Source organism: Streptomyces sp. NPDC050564 (genome assembly GCF_044457265.1).
GTDB lineage: Bacteria > Actinomycetota > Actinomycetes > Streptomycetales > Streptomycetaceae > Streptomyces.
The window spans coordinates 133350-148525 of sequence record NZ_JBITGS010000012.1 but is presented as its reverse complement, the minus strand read 5'-3'; the positions used below and the strand labels follow the sequence as shown (position 1 = coordinate 148525).

The window sequence follows — 15176 nt, the reverse complement described above, 5'->3', positions numbered from 1 at the left end:
CGGAACACGCACCGACGGGATCGCCGTGGCGGTCACCCGCCGATTCGCGGTCGAACCCGCCCTCGCCGCAAGAGTCGGTGCGGATGCCGGCTGCTCCGGGGACACCGGCGGACATACCCTGCGGCCTCAGCCCCTGACGTGCTCGCTGTCCAGTGTTGCCCCGGCGTCTCGCTGACTCGGGATTGCCGCGAGCGCTCGCACCGCCATACCCGCCCGGTGCTCGTCGGCCGCCGCGCACAGCGCACGGGCCGCCTCGTTGAAGCGGACGACGGACGGCGGGTCGGAGGGGCCCAGCAGGTGCAGCTTGAGCTCGGTGCGGGCCTCGGCGCAGGTGTCCTTCTCGGGTTGGCGCACGGACTCCAGCAGGGCCGGCATGCCGGAGGCGTCCGGAGTGAGGACGGCGCCTGCCCGGACCGTGGGGAAGGTTGCCCGGAAGTCCTGCTCGGGAAGGCCGCTGGTGTTGGCGACGGCGTAGGGCTTCTCGCTCGCCAGATAGTCGGAGATGACGCTGGAGACATCGCTGACCAGCAGGTCGGCCACGTTGAAGCAGGCGTAGACGGTCGGCCGTGCCCCGACGATGATCCGGTGTTCCCACGCGGGGAACGAGGCCCAGTGCGCGGCCTCCCAGGCGGCGGTCGCGGCGGCCACGGCCGCGGCCCGACCGGGTTCCGGGACGGATTGGAGCAGCATCCGCTCCGCGTCGTCCGCGCCCGCCCGGAACGAGGGCGTGGTCAGTCGGTCGAGTTCGGCGGTCCGCTGGGCCAGTTCCGCCGCTGCGGAGGGCGCGGGTCTCGCATCGGGGTGTTCCGCGGCACGGAGAGCGTTCGCGGCGCGGATCATCTCCTGGATCCGGGCGTTCGCGGTTGCCGCCCGGGGATCGACCGAGCCGGTCAGCGGGTGCGGCTTGTACAGGAGCCGGACCCCCGCATCGGCCAGGAGGGCGCGGACGATGTTCTCGCCGGCCTCGATGATCGAGGTGTTGCCCGGGTTGCCGTCCCACCCCTCCCACGTGGGGGCGTAGAGAACCGTGGTGTACGGGCCCGCGGGCGCTCCGGCATACGGCTCGATCGCGTCCAGTTGCGGGCGTCCGATCTCCACGACGTCCCTGTCGTCGATACCCACGTCCGCCAGGGCGTACCGCTGGCGCGCCGCGGGACCGGCCACCCACACCTCGTCGTACGCCTTCGCATACGGATTGCAGCTGGACAGTTTGTCGCTCTCGCCGTGGTTGACGAACGCGTGCTTGATGGTGGGGATGCGCAGCACCTGCGAGGTCTTCCCCGAGTTCGACGGGTGGATCAGCATCTTCAGCGTGGATTGCTCGACCCTCATCAGATCGGCGACCTTCGGCAGACAGACGATCGGGATGTCGGTGGACGCGATCTGCCTCACCATGAAGCGCTCACGCAGCACGATCAGCGGACGGCCCTCAAGCCGGGCCAGCGGCTCCAGCCACATGTTCGCCTGATAGGCCGAGCTCGTGCCGCCGGAGAAGTACATGCCCACCGTCGGCTGGTACTCCGCGAGCCAGGCCTCGAACCACTCCAGCGCCTGCTCGCTCGCCACCGGCCTGCGTCCCGGCAGCAGCCGAAGCAGCAGCATGCCGATGGCCACCACCGCGAAGGCAGCGGAGAGGGCGATTCCCGCGGCGGCCCACCGGGCCGAGCCGGTCACTGCGGTGATCAGCAGGCCGGCCGTCGAGGGCAGACCGAACGTGAGGAGCCGCTGCCCGGCGCGCTGCATCAGCAGCGCCGGGAGAGCGGGGCTCAGCCGCAGTGCCGAGGCGTCGATGTTCCGGGTCACCACGGGCAGGGTGCGGGTGCGGCGTACGACGATCGCAAGCGCCTGGCAAGTGAAATGCAGGGCGTAGAAGACCAGCAGACCGCAGACGAGAGCCAGGTACCTCGTCTCGTAGTCCTGTTCCTCGATGCGGATCAGGCCGGTCACCAGCAGAAGGTCCCGGACGACTTGGCGCACGAACACGGTCGCGTGCAGCTTCCCGAGGGCAGTGGTGATGTTCCGCTGCCACCGGTGCAGGGCGATGTCCGCCGCCAGCCCGACAGCGGTGGAGGCCACGAGCAGGGGGACGCTGGGGTAAAGGGCACCCACTGCCTGAACGGCGAACGACAACGCGAGCACCGTGGGCAGGAGGAGGCGTGCCGCTGCGGTACGCAACCGAGCGGACAAGGGCGATGCTGACACTTCGCGGGCTCCAGGCGACTCAACATCCTCGAGCACGGACTCGCTGACTGGCGCGATCAGATGGCCGCGGGCCGGAAGTCGATGCGTGCGGATGTTCCTTCAAACAGGTGGTCGGACTGTACCTGCACAGCTGCCTCCTTGGCTCTAGGGGTGGCAAGTGAATTCCGCTTGAACGATCGACCACCCTGCTGGAATGTGTCGCAGGCGTCTTGCGCACAGTGACAGACGACGAGAGGGAACGGGCGTCAGGGAGACTGGCTCCCGCTCTCTTGCCTCGGCATTCGCCCTGGTCAGCGGGTGTTCTGTGCTGATCCTCGGTGAGCACCCCCGGCCGCATTCGAACCTGCGCACATGGCTACGGAGTGATTGCGTCGATCACCCCTCGCAACTCTCTGACCTGTGGCGGAGCCCTCAGAAGCTGTTCCGTCCGGTCGATCTGGTAGGCCACGGACGACTTACTCGACAGGCCAACGGCCTGACCGATCTCTCGCCCCGAGGGCGTCTCTCCGTGCGCGGCGGTTGCGCTCGGCGATCCCATCCCTGATGCACTTCCGGATGCGTTCCACTTGGCGATGCTGAGAGCCCTGGGCTGCTGGGTGCGCGGGCCGCTGCCCAGGCGGCGCCCGCTGGTGCTGTCCCCGCGCGGCATGGTCCGGCCGGCGCTGGGCATGGCGGAGGGACTGCAGTCGGCGACCCGGCCGACGGCATGGCAACCGGTCTCACAGACAGTCGGAGTACCCCGAAAGGCTCGTCAGTCGAGAAAGCCGTGCCGCCGTGCGGCGTCGGTGAGCGCATGGAGCAAGCAGTGTCTTCCGTAGAGCAATAGGGATGTCGCGGTGCCTTGGGAGACGGTCAGGATGTCCGCGATCTCCGTGGGGGAGAAGTCTTCGGCGTCCGCGAGATGGACAACGATCGCCAACTCCTGGGGGAGGTGTCGAAGCGCGGCGTCCACCTCATGGTCGCGCAGCCGGTCCAAGGCCTGCGCCTGGGACATCCGAGGGTCACCGAGTCTCGGGTGGTGCTCTTCCGGCGACGGGCGGCAGGGACACGCTGTCGGGGGGCTTGAGCGTGGCGAGCGCTGCCACGTGCCAGAGGTGTGGAGCGCAGTGTCGGCCAGGAGTCGGAACAGCCAGACCTTCAGGCTCGTTCCGGCGGTCAACGCCCCGAACGCTTCGAAAGCTCGGAGATACGTCTTCTGCACCAGGTCCTCGGCGTGGGCGCGGTCGTGGGTCATGCGCGTCGCGGTCGCGTACGTTGCCATCTCGCGGATTAGTGGGGCACCCGCGAACGGGAGGAGCGAAGGACCGTCCGGGTACAGGTGAGGGAGTACGGGGCGGCCGAGCGGACCTGGAGTGGGGCCGCTCGGCCGCCCCGCCGGGCCGACGCCTGTACAGGCGTCAGGCAACGGTCGGTCAGCGCAGGGAGCGGAAGCCCGCGCGGACGTCGTTCACGAGGAGCTCCGGCTGCTCCCAGGCGGCGAAGTGGCCGCCCTTGGGGAGCCGGTTGTAGTGGACGAGGTTCGGGTACGCCTGCTCCACCCAGCTCTTCGGAGCCTGGTACATCTCGTCGGGGAAGACGCTCACGGCGACCGGGAGCTTGACGCCCTTGACGCCGAAGAACGAGGTCGCGTTCTCCGCATAGAGACGAGCCGCGGAGATCGCCGTGTTGGTCAGCCAGAAGAGCGTGATGTTGTCCAGGACGTCGTCCCGGGTCAGCCCCTCGTCGACTCCGGCGAAGGCCCGGGAGATCATGGCCAGGCTGGCCGCGTCATGGTCGAGCAGGAAGGCCGCCAGACCGACGGGGGAATCCGCCAGCCCGGTCAGCGACTGCGGACGCGACCCCATCAGGTAGGCGAAGTAGACGTGCCGGTACACGAAGTCCAGCTGCTCGACCGTCGCCGTCTCCTCGTCGGAGAGCGACAGGCCCGCAGGCAGCGGGTTGCCCGTGGCGAGCGCGGCGTCGATGGCGGGCGGAACCACGCCGGCCATGTTGGTGTGGATGCCGACCAGGCCTTCGGGCTCCTGCACACCCATGAAGTCCGCGATGATCGCACCCCAGTCGCCGCCCTGCGCAACGTACTTCGTGTAGCCCAGGCGCTTCATCAGCTCGCCCCAGGCACGGGCGATGCGCTCGGGGCCCCAGCCCTTCGTGGTGGGCTTGCCCGAGAACCCGTAACCGGGCATCGACGGGATGATCACGTGGAAGGCGTCCGAGGCGCTCCCGCCGTGGGCGGTGGGGTCGGTGAGCGGCTCGATGATCTTCAGCTGTTCGATGATCGAGCCCGGCCATCCGTGCGTCACGATCAGCGGCAGCGCGTTCTCGTGCTTCGAGCGGACGTGAATGAAGTGAATGTCCAGCCCGTCGATCTCGGTGACCAATTGCGGCAGAGCTTTCAGCTTCGCCTCGACCTTGCGCCAGTCGTACTCCGACGCCCAGTACCGCGCGAGCTCCTTCATCGTCTCCAGTTGCGTGCCCTGCGACTGATCCGCGACGGTCTCCTTCTCAGGCCACCGCGTCGCCACAATGCGCGCGCGCAGATCCTCGAGTTCCGCCTCTGGGAACTCGAACGTGAACGGACGGATCGCCGAATTCTGGGGGGCGACAGACATGTTGTGTCTCCTTGCTATCTGATTTCTTACCTGCCGGCGGCATACGCCGGCGCATTTCTTGCGGGAGGACCCCGGGATGGGTACGGCGTTCGAGGGCTGCATCTCACCGAAGCGCTCGTACGGCCCGGCGACCGAATCCGTGGCGGCAATCCGCCGATCCCCTCGCGACTCGTCCACCATCGCTGAGCCCGCGCGCCGTCGGCCCAGGGAAACCCCCGGGGATTGCCCCCGGGGTCGCATCCCGGGGTATCGCCTTCGCCCTCGAAGAAAGGGCGGAAGCCCCCTCACGCGCTGCATAGGCGGCGCGCCCGGTGCGCGGGTGTTGATCGGATTCCGGGGAGAGCCACGACGACCGTCGGACGACCGTCGGCTGAAGAATCGACCTGCCGAGGACGTGCGCGTCCCGATCCCGCCGCAACTCGTGGTGATGCTTCGCGAACCCCTCGACACCTTCGGGACGGCCGATGACGGGCGCCTGTTCTCGCGAGGGGGGAGTGGTCGCTTCTTCGACGTCTCGCGGGCCTGGCAGGAACTCGCGTGTTCGCCCTCCCGCCGGCCTGCGGCGGAGCCCGGCAGCGGACTCCAGCAGCACAGAGTGTGTCGGAGGTGTGTCGGACGCGGCTCGCCCGTTGTGCGCTCGGCTCAAGATCGTCAGGGCAAGGAACTCACCGCCATGTCGAGAGACTCGCGGATCCATGCGCGGTCTGGCCACAGCCCTATGACTGGCTGGGCGGAGGAGACCGAATGGTCCATGGCTCCGGAGGCTGACCCAGTTCAGCAGGTTTGCCCAGCTGAGAAGGCTTCGCTCGCTGCGGGTTGCCAAGCCCGTCCCGCGGATACGCCGCGCGGCCCGACTCTGGTGAGGGATCCCACAAGCGACCCGACCACTGGCGCGAGGCCGCCAAGGAGGCTATCTTCGAGAGGTAGAACGACCGGTCTTCCTACCTAATGGGGAGCTGGCTCTCGGACTTCCGTGCGGGGCCGCCTCCGGGCACAGGAGTGCCAGTGGGTCCCCGGTGCACGCCGAAGAGAGATCAAAAGGTTCCATGAAAGCAATTCGCGCCCCGGCCTGGCCGGAGCCCCGCAGAGGGCCGCTGTTTCGCGCCCCTCCCGACGGGATCAGCCCCCCTCGACCGGATCAGCCCCCCGACCGGATCAGCCGGACCGCGTCCAACAGGGTCTTGTGCGCGGCCGACCAGTCATCCAGGTAGCCGGCTGCCATCGCGCCGTCATACAGCATCAGCAACGCACCGGCGGCCGACTTCGGGTCGGCATGACCGAGCCGGATGAGCAGATCCTGGAAAAGGGTGCGGATCCAGTCCCGGTGGGAGGTCACCAGGCCGCGGACCGGATGGTCGGCGTCCGGGTACTCCGCGGCCGCATTCAGGAACGGCGATCCGCGAAATCCGCGCTCGCGAGCGTGCTCGGAGATCGCCTCGAAGATCAGGTCGATCGCCTCCGCGGGCGGGTGCTCGGCGGCCAGCGGTTCGGCCACCCCCTTGTAGTAGGCGTCCTTGGTCAGCAGATAGGCCACGACCAGGTCGTCCTTGGAGGCGAAGTGCCGGTAGAAGGTCGCCTTCGTCACGCCGGCCTCGGCGATCAGCCGCTCCACGCCGATCGCGCGGACGCCCTCGTAATAGAACAGCCGCGACGCGGCCCGGACCAGACGTTCGCGGGGCGGTAGTTCTCCCCCGCTCTTGATCTCTTGACGTGCGGCGTTGGTGGTCTTCTGCCCAGTGCTGCTCACTTCCCCATTGTGCCCTCGGCCCGGACTTGAGCGGCCTTCACCCTCGTACGGCCCCACCCATGGGGCCGTCCTACTCCATCCCGTGCGGCCCGCAGCAACGTGGCCGTTCATCGAAAGGCTTGAACCATGACTCGTCGTCTTGAAGGAACCGTCGCCCTGGTCACCGGAGCCTCCAGCGGTATCGGCCACGCCACCGCGTTGGAGCTTTCCCGCGAGGGCGCCTCCGTGGCCCTGGTCGGCCGGCGCGAGGACCGGCTCACCGACCTCGCCGCGGAAATCGCGGGCGCCGGCGGAAAGGCCCTGGTCGTGCCCGCGGACATCACCGACGCGCAGGCCGCCGCGGAAGCGGTCGAGCGGACCGTCGAGGGCCTCGGCCGCCTGGACACCCTGGTCAACAACGCCGGCCTCATGCTGCTCGGGCCCGCCCCCGGCGCGGACCTGAACGACTGGCGTCGCATGATCGACATCAACCTCATGGGCCTGATGTACAGCACCCACGCCGCCGTCCCGCACCTGGTCAAGGCGGCCGCCGAGGCACCGCGTCAGGTCGCCGACATCGTGAACATCGGTTCACTCGCCGGCCGCGGCGCCTTCGCGATGTCCGCCGTGTACTGCGCCACCAAGTTCGGCGTCGGCGCCTTCAGCGAGTCGCTGCGCCAGGAACTGGCAGGCCGGCACGTCCGCGTGTCCATCGTTGAGCCGGGCAGCGTCGACACCGAACTGCGCGCGCATAACCCGGCGGCCGTCCAGCAGCACATCGCGGCCTCCCTGGGCGACATCGAGCGGCTGCAGAGCCAGGACATCGCCGACACCGTCGGCTACATCGTCACGCGCCCCCGCCACGTGGCCGTCGCCGAGCTGCTCGTACGTCCCACCGAGCAGGTCTGAACACCAAGTCCCGTGCTCAACCGCGCGACAAACAAGGAGTCGCCATGGCTGCCAATGCCCCTCTCACCAGAGCCCAGACCATCGTCCGTGTCTGCCTGCTGCTGACAACTGCCGTCATCATCGCCGGTGCCGGGCTGCAACTGGTGCAGGGAGCCCCGGGGACGATGTGACCGCGGACCACGTGCACGCTTCATGGCAGGCGTCTACATCGGCTGGGCGCCCCTGTTCTTCTGGGAAGGCGGGAACGATCCGCTCGCAGGGGGTCCTCATCTACTTCCTTGCCGCCCCGATCTTCCTCGGGGCCCTCGGGCGGGTGCTCTCCATCTCTCTGAACGGCCTGCCCAGTCGGCCGGCAGAATTCCTCTCTTTCGGCGCCCTGGAGTTGATCCTCGCGTTCGTCATCGTCTGGGCGCACTTCACTGCACTCAGATCCAGACGAGTGCCGGCGACTGCCTAAAGAACCGATCCCGGGCGGACAGACCGGTATGCGCAGGCCAGGGGCCCTGGCGGATCACTCCACAGGGCCCCTGAGCTGTTGTGTACTAGCGGCTTGCGCGCACCGTCCGTTGGCTCACACGCCACTCACACGCGATCAGTGCGCGGTGACCTTCAACAGGGCGACTCGGTCTGTTACTGAGGTTGAGATCGTGGTGTCGCACAGGTCATGCGGGTCTGATGCTCAGGCCTCATGCGGGTCTGATGCTCAGGCCGGTCTCGGCGAGGCAGCCGTCTACGGCGCCCAACTACGGGCGCTGGATCGTCCCGTCCGCCGAGATGTGGGCGGCGTGCGAGCCGAAGTCCTCCTCCGACACGCTGGAGACGAGGTCGATTGCCTCGCCGCCCTGCTCCGGCGTGCCTGGCTCCACGATCTGGGTCGGGCGCAGGCGCCCGGACACGTAGGTGCCGTCGGCGCGGAGGGTGACTTGCAGCACGCCGCTGGTTGAGAGTGTGCCGCCGAGGCTGAGCACCTTGTAGCCGGTGAAGTTGCCCAGGCTGTAGGCGATCAGCCGGCCCTTGTAGAACTCCATTCCCCGTATCACGTGCGGGCCGCTGCCCACGACGAGATCGGCGCCGGAGTCGATCACCGCACGGCTGAAACGGTAGCTGTCGCCGCGGTTCTCGCCGAGGAAGTACTCGGTGCCGGGCTCCACATGGGTGCGGTCCGAGCCCTCCGCGCCGGCGTGCATCGTGACGATCACGATGTCCGCCATCTTTGCGGCGCGGGCGGTGAGCCGTTTTGCGGCGGGGATGTTCGTGAGGTCGCTCGCCCCTCGGTCGGGAGCGAACCCGATCAGCGCGACCCGGATACCGTGTACCCGCTGGATGGTGATCTGGCCCAGGCGGCCGGTGAACGGCAGGTTCACGGAGTGCAGCGCGGCGAACGTCTCGCTCCGCCCCTCCGCCCCGAAGTCGTCGATGTGATTGTTCGCCGTGTTCATGACCGTGAACCCGGCCTTCTTGAACCAGCGGGCGTAGGACGGCGGGGCGCGGAACGCGAAGCAGTTGGGGCCCTCTATGTCGTCGCACTTACTGGAACCGCCGGTGGTGAGTGTGCCCTCCAGGTTCCCGAGCACCACATCGCCGGCGAGCAGATCGTCGACAGGGTCGAAGAACGAGGCGCCGCCATCCGGCGGCAGGTCGTCCGGCAGCGAACCCATCACGATGTCCCCCACGGCAGCGATCCGCACATTGCCGGCAGGGCGCGGCGGCGCCGGCGCACCGGACGCCGTGATCCCGGTCGTCCGTAGGGGGGCCCGGGCGGAGCCGATGGAGACTGCGCCCTCGGAGCCGACACGGAACACGAACGCCGCAACGGCCACCACACCGGTCCCGACCAGGCCGAGGGCGAACAGGCGGTGACGGCGCACCGCCTTCTGCCGCTCGTGCCGCTGCTGAGGACGCTGTCCGTCGGACGTGATCATCGGCTCATGCTACGAAGCAGGCACCCATCCTTCACGCAGGGTCATCCACCGGCGTGTTCCCGACGCCGCTCCCGTTCGCGCTCGACGCCATCCGCGCCGCCTCGCGGCACCGGGCCCATCTGAAGGAGTTCGGGACCGCCAAGGAAGGGCACACGTTCGGCAACGAACGCGGGGGAGTGGTCGGCCCTTCCACCCACCGGCGAGTGTGGGAGGAATCGCGGCAGTACGCGCTCCCGTGGTTCCCCGCACGACCTGGCACGTGTCCGGCACGTCCGTCGTGGGTGCCGGCGTTTTGCAGTCCGCTGTCCCTCCGGCCGCTGCACTCGATCACCTCACGGTCTGGGTGGTCATTGGCCCGTGGTGACCTGGGGGCCTCCGCCCTTCGCCGACGCGACAGGACATGCGGGGCATCCCGAACGCCCACGCCCTGAATCTGAACATCGAATGCGCAACCGCTACACGGGGGGCGTCGGATCTGCACAAGAGCATGCCGGATGACGCTCGGTCGGTGCGGAGTGTCAAATCGGAAACGCCGCGGGGGCACCAGTCATCCTCCAACCCGTGCAGCTTGTAGAGAAGCTGCCCTCAATTCGTGTTCGGGTCTGCACGAATGCGTAGCCCGCGCGTTCAACTGCCCCGGCGGGAATGCCGTTTGACTGGATGCTCGGCGTGCTCCGTGATTTGATCCTTTGCGCCGCCAGGGCCGTACGAAGGTTCCCGTAACTGGACGTCGCGCGCCTGCGGCTGCGGCTCGCCGTTTGTCCCCACACGGGCCGCTCCCCCCTTGCAGAACGTTCATACGAAGGGAAGTCCCACCATGAACTCCGCTCCCCAGGTTCAGACCGTTGAGATCTCCGATGCTGAGCTGGACAACGTCTCCGGCGGCCTGAGCCCGCACGTCGGCGTCATCGCCGGACCCACGGCGGTCAGCGACTCGGACATTCTGGCTCAGGTCGACGCAGTCAAGAGCGAGGCCCTGGGCGCCGCCGGCCAGTACCACCAGGCCGGCGTCTCCGTCTCCTTCTGATCGATGGCCTCCCGCTGCTGAGCTGTCGGCAGTTGTCGACGTTGCTCACAATGGAGCGCCCTTCCACGGCCCCAACAGACGGCCGGGAAGGGCGCTCATGCGTTGGGGGGAGACTCGTAGTGAGCACCGCGTGAGAAGCGAGGTTAGGTGATCGCGGGTGTGACCGTTGCGTTGGCCGTCTTGGCCAGAGTTCTCTGACCTGCGGCGGAGTCCGTCAGAGGGCGCCAACGACACAGACTGTGTCGGAGGTGTGTCGGGTACCCGCGCGCGGCTCGCCCCGAGGTCCGTTATGCGCCTCCGGACCATGCCCGTTGAGACCTGACGCGTCAACTATCGCGGCGACGAGATGCCTCGGCCTCTCGCACGGCGCACGCTCCGGTCAATGACCCCAAGCTGTTCCATCCTGTCGAGCTGGTATGCCACATCGACAGGCCAACAGCCTGGCCGATTTCCCTTACCGGGGGCGTTTCTCCGCGCTGGGCGATCCAGTCTCTGATGCACTTCAGGATGCGTTCCTGGCGCTCGGTTAGGTGATCGTTCACGACGCTTTCCCTTCCTCCCGTGACCGGACCTGCCGACGCAGTTCCACCTTGGCCGCTGGCGATCGACCAGTCTGTGAGCGCCAGTACGGATGGGAGGCAAGCCGGCTGGAAAGCTCCTGCAAGCGTCTGCGCCGCGCTGTGGTCTGAGGAGGTTGCTGGGCGAGGGCTTCATAGGTGCGGTTCCAGTTGCGCTGGGTCTGCATCAACTCGGGTGGGAACGTCCTGTGCGCCCATACCTCGGATTCAATCATGTGTTCGATCACTTGCGTGAGGGCGCGTTCTGAGGGCTTCTGGCGCGGCCCCGGCGGGTGTCCCTGTGACAGCGCGCTTTGAGCGCGTGCCAACGAGTCTGAGCGGCTCTGGTCGAGCGTCTTGCTGGCTCTCTCCAGTTGCCGTTGGGGTGGGCGCAGCGCTTCCTGGAGGAGCGGGTGGAAACGGCCCGCTCTTCCAGGAGGAGCGCACCATGGCGCAACCGGTAAGTCGCCCAACGATCAGCGCTGAGCAGTTCAGCCGAGTGTGTGACGAGATCAGGAGCACGGCGGCGCCCGAGAAGGATGCTCAGTCCATCCGGGACTGTGCTCTGCGCATCGTGCAGACCCTGGGCCTGGCGCTGTCCACGGATGACCTGAGCAGGCTCCTCACCGAACTCATGGTCCCTAGGGTGGCCCCACCCCCAGAGCGCCCTCAGTACACCCGAGAGGCCACCCTGGACATGCATGACGAACAGCCAGGAGAAGATGAAGGCCCCGTCAGGTAGACCGGGCCGTCACGCCTGGGTACATCCTCAGCTCGCCGGAGGGCGCCTGGTCCCCACCGCTCAGACTTCGATGGCAAACAGTCAAGGTTCGCGGGCACAGGACAGCGGGACTCGAACCTGCGCCAAGCGCTTGGTGAGTCGAGGGCCCCCTGGCCGACTCGGGGTCGCCACGCTGCGACCATTAGCACCACAAGGAGGATATTCTCCGCATATCAGGGCAAACATCTTCGATCGGTGATGGATGTGCCGTCCCAAGCGGTCCTGACCGGGGGCCGGTCGACTGGTCGGCTGAGGTCGCCGAGGAGGTGCGCCGCGTGGCAGATGAGCGGGCGTGGTTGGGCGAGTTGTTGACATCAGTGGAGTCGGCACCCCCGGAGATGGCCGTCTCCGTGCTGGCCCAGCTGCTGGCCGGAAAACTTGCCGCGACCGAGGTGTCCTTTCTGATCACGGACCACGGCGGCAAGGCCGTCGTACGGCTGACCGGGGCCCCTGCGGAGGGCGGGCCGGAGCATCCGCGACCGATCCAGCTGCGCGGCTCGGATTACGAGCAAGTGGTCCGTTCCCAGCAAGTACGCGTGACGAGCGGCGAGCGGGAGGGCAAAGGCGGACCGGGCCCGATCCAGGTCATCGCGCCGGTGTCCGACCGCGGGGATGCGATTGGTCTGCTGGAGCTGACGGTGCCCGTCCGCCCCGACCGCCAGACGATGCAGCGCATTGTCGAAGCCACCCATGTGCTCGCCTACGTGGTGATCACCAACCGGCGCTTCACCGATCTGTACGAATGGGGCCGGCGCACCACACGTCTGTCGCTGGCCGCCGAGATCCAGCACCGTCTGCTTCCCGACTCCTTCACCTGCGAGACCGGCCGGTTCATCGTCGCGGGAGCACTGGAACCAGCTGCCGACATCGGCGGGGACACGTTCGACTACACACTCGACCGTCATGCCCTGCACCTGTCTCTCACCGACGCCATGGGGCACGACGTACAGGCGGCGCTGGTGGCGACCATGGTGGTGGGAGCCCTGCGCAACGCTCGCCGGGCGGGCGGCAGCCTCCTCGACCAGGCCCAGGAAGCCCACCAGGCCGTCGCGGACTACGCAGACCGAGCGCACCAGGCGTTCGCGGACCCTTCGGAACGGGTACGCCAGGCCATCATCCGGCACGGTGGCCAGGTCATGGCCACCGGTCAACTGCTGCGCGTCAGTCTCGACACCGGCCAGACAACCTTCGTCAACGCCGGCCACGTCTGGCCGTTGCGTCTGCGCGACGGGCAGGTCGAGGAGATCACCCCCCTGGCCGACCTGCCTTTCGGCGTCACCCCGAACCCGGGCTACCGCCTACAGAGCCTCGACCTGCGCCAAGGCGACCGGCTGATCCTGCTCACCGACGGCATGCTGGAGCCCCACGGAACCGAAGCCGACCTGAGCGACCTGATTCAGCAGACCAGCGACTGGCACCCACGCGACGCCGTACGCCTCTTCACCGAAACCGTCCTGGAACTCTCGAACCACGACCCACGCGACGACGCCACCGTTCTGTGCCTGGACTGGCCTGCCCCCAACTCCCCCTACACCGGCCATCGCTAACTTGTGGGCGGTTGCGCGCGAGATGCCCATCTCGGCGGCCACATGGGCGACCGGACGGCCCGAGCAGACACGTTCGACCAGCAGCCGCCTGCCTACGGTGGGACACGAAGATCTCCGTGCGGTGTGTTCCTAGACAGCTCCACCACACCACCGGAGGTCTTCGCCATGATCAAGGCCCGTTCGTGTCAACAACGCTCGTGATCAATACACCTAGGGCGCACGGGAGCGAATCCGTGGTGCGCTCATGTCGTTTGGGCGCCCTCGCGCTGTCCGGGCGCCGCTGCGAGACGCCCGGGCTGCCCTATCGCAGTTCTATTGCGATCAGTGCGAACCAACGACAAAGAGCGGGACCCAGTGAGACTGGATCCCGCTCTTCATGCTTGGCATCTGCGCTGGTCAACCGCACGATCTGGCTGGTTGAAGCGAAGTGCCCCCGGCAGGATTCGAACCTGCGCACACGGCTCCGGAGGCCGGTGTGACTGACGAGGTTTGCGCAAGTCAGAAGCCCGCGTTCCGTCTCGTGTCCTCTCCGCGTCCGCGTACTGTCCACACCTATGTGGACGACTACTGGAGCAGGATCTCTTCGGGGCGCCGGTTGGTGACGGCGGTCTCCTGGCCACTAAGGACGTGCTCGATGCACGCCGACAGGTCGCCGCCGTGATCGTCGCGAGCCATGCTCCGAAGTTCGCGGACCAGATCCATGCCGTTGATGAGGACGATCGGGTACTGATCCTCCACCATCTCTGTCTGAGCCGGTTCCGAGTAGGCCCCGGTCGTCACGTAGACGCCGATCCATCCTCGACGGAGCCGTGCAACTACGCGAGCGATCTGCTCGGCTGTGATGAGGGTGTCGGGTTTGATGCACTTGGCCTGCCCGAGCACCACGAGACTCGTGCCAGCCAACCCACTGCCCAGGTCGAGCCGTCCGACGAAATCGGCTCCGCCATCGCCGGAGCGGCGAGTCAACCAGCCGTCGAGGTAACTGTGTCCGCCCGCGCGAAGCACACGCGCCGCCACGGCAGCGGCCAACGCCTCGAAATCGTGCTTGCGTCCGTCGAAGTACTTGTGGACCAATTCCAGGTCCGCGGCATCAGTGCTGCCGGGCTGGGGGCGTTGGTCCCGTACTTTGGTGACTTTGGCTCGGGCGACTCGCCGGCGGAGTCTCGGCAGGGCTGAGCTGCCGTGCTTGACCCATTCACGCCATGCTCGTGGTGCCAGTTCGAGGGCCTGGGAGTGAGGCATGTCCTTGTCTCTGCGAGCGTGGATCCACGCCCAGGCGACCGCGTCGTCTTCGGCGGTCAGGTCGATGAGAGCGATGTCGTAGACGTAGTTGACGAACGTCGTGTGCTCGCGTCCGCCCCATTGCACCAGTCGCTCGGCCCGCTCGATGACGCCTACTCCGCAGAACTCCACGTGCCCCTTCGGTTTGCCATTTCGAGAAACGGCGCGAAACAGGAGCAGGGGTGTGGCAGCAGCGCGTTCCTCCGGGGTATGCCCTTGATGACCGGCGAAGGCATCCAACAGTGCAGCGTTGCCGGTGGTTGTACCGGGTGCAGTGCTGAGGCCAGCCTTGTGATCACCGAAGTAGCGGATGTGGCCGTTGTCCATGTCGAACACGTCGTGCCACGGCGTCTGTTCGGTTCCGGCTTTCCACGGACTCGACCGGATCAGGATCGACGGACGCCGGACACCGTCAGGAGCGTTGACCTTGGCCATCCCGTTGATGCCAGCCTCCAGGAGCGCCCGCTTGAGACCTGATGAGTGCGTCACGTGATGGAAGTTCGGGAAGCCATCCAACGTCGGCGGCTTCGGGTCTTTGCCGCTCGCGTAGCGAAAGACCTGCCCGACTCGCAATGTGCCTCCCACAGTTGGACCTCCCCATGTGACCAGACCGGA

Annotated in this window: 11 protein-coding genes and 1 tRNA gene; 4 read left to right on the top strand and 8 right to left on the bottom strand. The window is 67.5% G+C overall.

The features are described from left to right. Nucleotides 1-126: 126 nt before the first annotated feature. From ACIBK0_RS20675 to ACIBK0_RS20660, 4 genes are all read right to left on the bottom strand, one after another. A complete protein-coding gene (locus tag ACIBK0_RS20675; RefSeq protein WP_399081679.1) occupies nucleotides 127-2202 on the bottom strand; it encodes a hypothetical protein in 2076 nt (691 codons plus the stop codon). A gap of 751 nt (nucleotides 2203-2953) precedes the next feature. Then, nucleotides 2954-3463, bottom strand: coding sequence for an RNA polymerase sigma factor (locus ACIBK0_RS20670; protein ID WP_399081677.1), 510 nt, complete (start codon nucleotides 3461-3463; stop codon nucleotides 2954-2956). A 151-nt stretch (nucleotides 3464-3614) separates the two neighbouring features. Beyond that, entirely contained in the window at nucleotides 3615-4811 is a 1197-nt protein-coding gene (locus tag ACIBK0_RS20665) for an epoxide hydrolase family protein (RefSeq protein ID WP_399081675.1), read from the bottom strand. 1138 nt (nucleotides 4812-5949) lie between these two features. Continuing rightward, a complete protein-coding gene (locus ACIBK0_RS20660; RefSeq protein ID WP_399081673.1) occupies nucleotides 5950-6558 on the bottom strand; it encodes a TetR/AcrR family transcriptional regulator in 609 nt (202 codons plus the stop codon). A 126-nt stretch (nucleotides 6559-6684) separates the two neighbouring features. On the opposite strand from ACIBK0_RS20660, the gene ACIBK0_RS20655 reads away from it, so the two are divergent. Together ACIBK0_RS20655 and ACIBK0_RS20650 are read left to right on the top strand one after the other, a co-directional pair. Then, nucleotides 6685-7446 carry an SDR family NAD(P)-dependent oxidoreductase gene (locus ACIBK0_RS20655; RefSeq protein WP_399081671.1) on the top strand — a complete coding sequence of 254 codons (762 nt, stop codon included), beginning with the start codon at nucleotides 6685-6687 and terminating at the stop codon, nucleotides 7444-7446. Nucleotides 7447-7490: 44 nt separating this feature from the next. Further along, nucleotides 7491-7616 carry a hypothetical protein gene (locus ACIBK0_RS20650; protein WP_399081669.1) on the top strand — a complete coding sequence of 42 codons (126 nt, stop codon included), beginning with the start codon at nucleotides 7491-7493 and terminating at the stop codon, nucleotides 7614-7616. Nucleotides 7617-8189: 573 nt separating this feature from the next. On the opposite strand, the gene ACIBK0_RS20645 is transcribed toward ACIBK0_RS20650, so the two are convergent. Continuing rightward, entirely contained in the window at nucleotides 8190-9368 is a 1179-nt protein-coding gene (locus ACIBK0_RS20645) for a CapA family protein (protein WP_399081667.1), read from the bottom strand. Nucleotides 9369-10185: 817 nt separating this feature from the next. Here ACIBK0_RS20645 and ACIBK0_RS20640 point away from each other — a divergent pair. Beyond that, entirely contained in the window at nucleotides 10186-10395 is a 210-nt protein-coding gene (locus ACIBK0_RS20640; RefSeq protein ID WP_399081665.1) for a hypothetical protein, read from the top strand. A gap of 326 nt (nucleotides 10396-10721) precedes the next feature. On the opposite strand, the gene ACIBK0_RS20635 is transcribed toward ACIBK0_RS20640, so the two are convergent. Further along, nucleotides 10722-10937, bottom strand: coding sequence for a LexA family protein (locus tag ACIBK0_RS20635; RefSeq protein WP_399081663.1), 216 nt, complete (start codon nucleotides 10935-10937; stop codon nucleotides 10722-10724). Between the two features lie 1071 nt (nucleotides 10938-12008). Between ACIBK0_RS20635 and ACIBK0_RS20630 the strand changes: the two genes are divergently transcribed. Further along, nucleotides 12009-13280, top strand: a complete 1272-nt coding sequence (locus ACIBK0_RS20630; RefSeq protein WP_399081661.1) for a PP2C family protein-serine/threonine phosphatase — start codon at nucleotides 12009-12011, stop codon at nucleotides 13278-13280. 431 nt (nucleotides 13281-13711) lie between these two features. Here the strand turns inward: ACIBK0_RS20630 and ACIBK0_RS20625 are convergent. Together ACIBK0_RS20625 and ACIBK0_RS20620 are read right to left on the bottom strand one after the other, a co-directional pair. Continuing rightward, nucleotides 13712-13809, bottom strand: a tRNA-Arg gene (locus ACIBK0_RS20625). A 35-nt stretch (nucleotides 13810-13844) separates the two neighbouring features. Continuing rightward, a complete protein-coding gene (locus ACIBK0_RS20620; RefSeq protein ID WP_399081659.1) occupies nucleotides 13845-15146 on the bottom strand; it encodes a restriction endonuclease in 1302 nt (433 codons plus the stop codon). Between the last annotated feature and the right edge of the window lie 30 nt (nucleotides 15147-15176).

What these genes read in the sequence shown, in the direction of transcription:
- ACIBK0_RS20655 (WP_399081671.1), top strand. Translation starts at nt 6,685, where the DNA reads ATGACTCGTCGTCTTGAAGGAACCGTCGCCCTGGTCACCGGAGCCTCC.
- ACIBK0_RS20670 (WP_399081677.1), bottom strand. Translation starts at nt 3,463, where the DNA reads ATGGCAACGTACGCGACCGCGACGCGCATGACCCACGACCGCGCCCAC.
- ACIBK0_RS20650 (WP_399081669.1), top strand. Translation starts at nt 7,491, where the DNA reads ATGGCTGCCAATGCCCCTCTCACCAGAGCCCAGACCATCGTCCGTGTC.
- ACIBK0_RS20665 (WP_399081675.1), bottom strand. Translation starts at nt 4,811, where the DNA reads ATGTCTGTCGCCCCCCAGAATTCGGCGATCCGTCCGTTCACGTTCGAG.
- ACIBK0_RS20640 (WP_399081665.1), top strand. Translation starts at nt 10,186, where the DNA reads ATGAACTCCGCTCCCCAGGTTCAGACCGTTGAGATCTCCGATGCTGAG.
- ACIBK0_RS20645 (WP_399081667.1), bottom strand. Translation starts at nt 9,368, where the DNA reads ATGATCACGTCCGACGGACAGCGTCCTCAGCAGCGGCACGAGCGGCAG.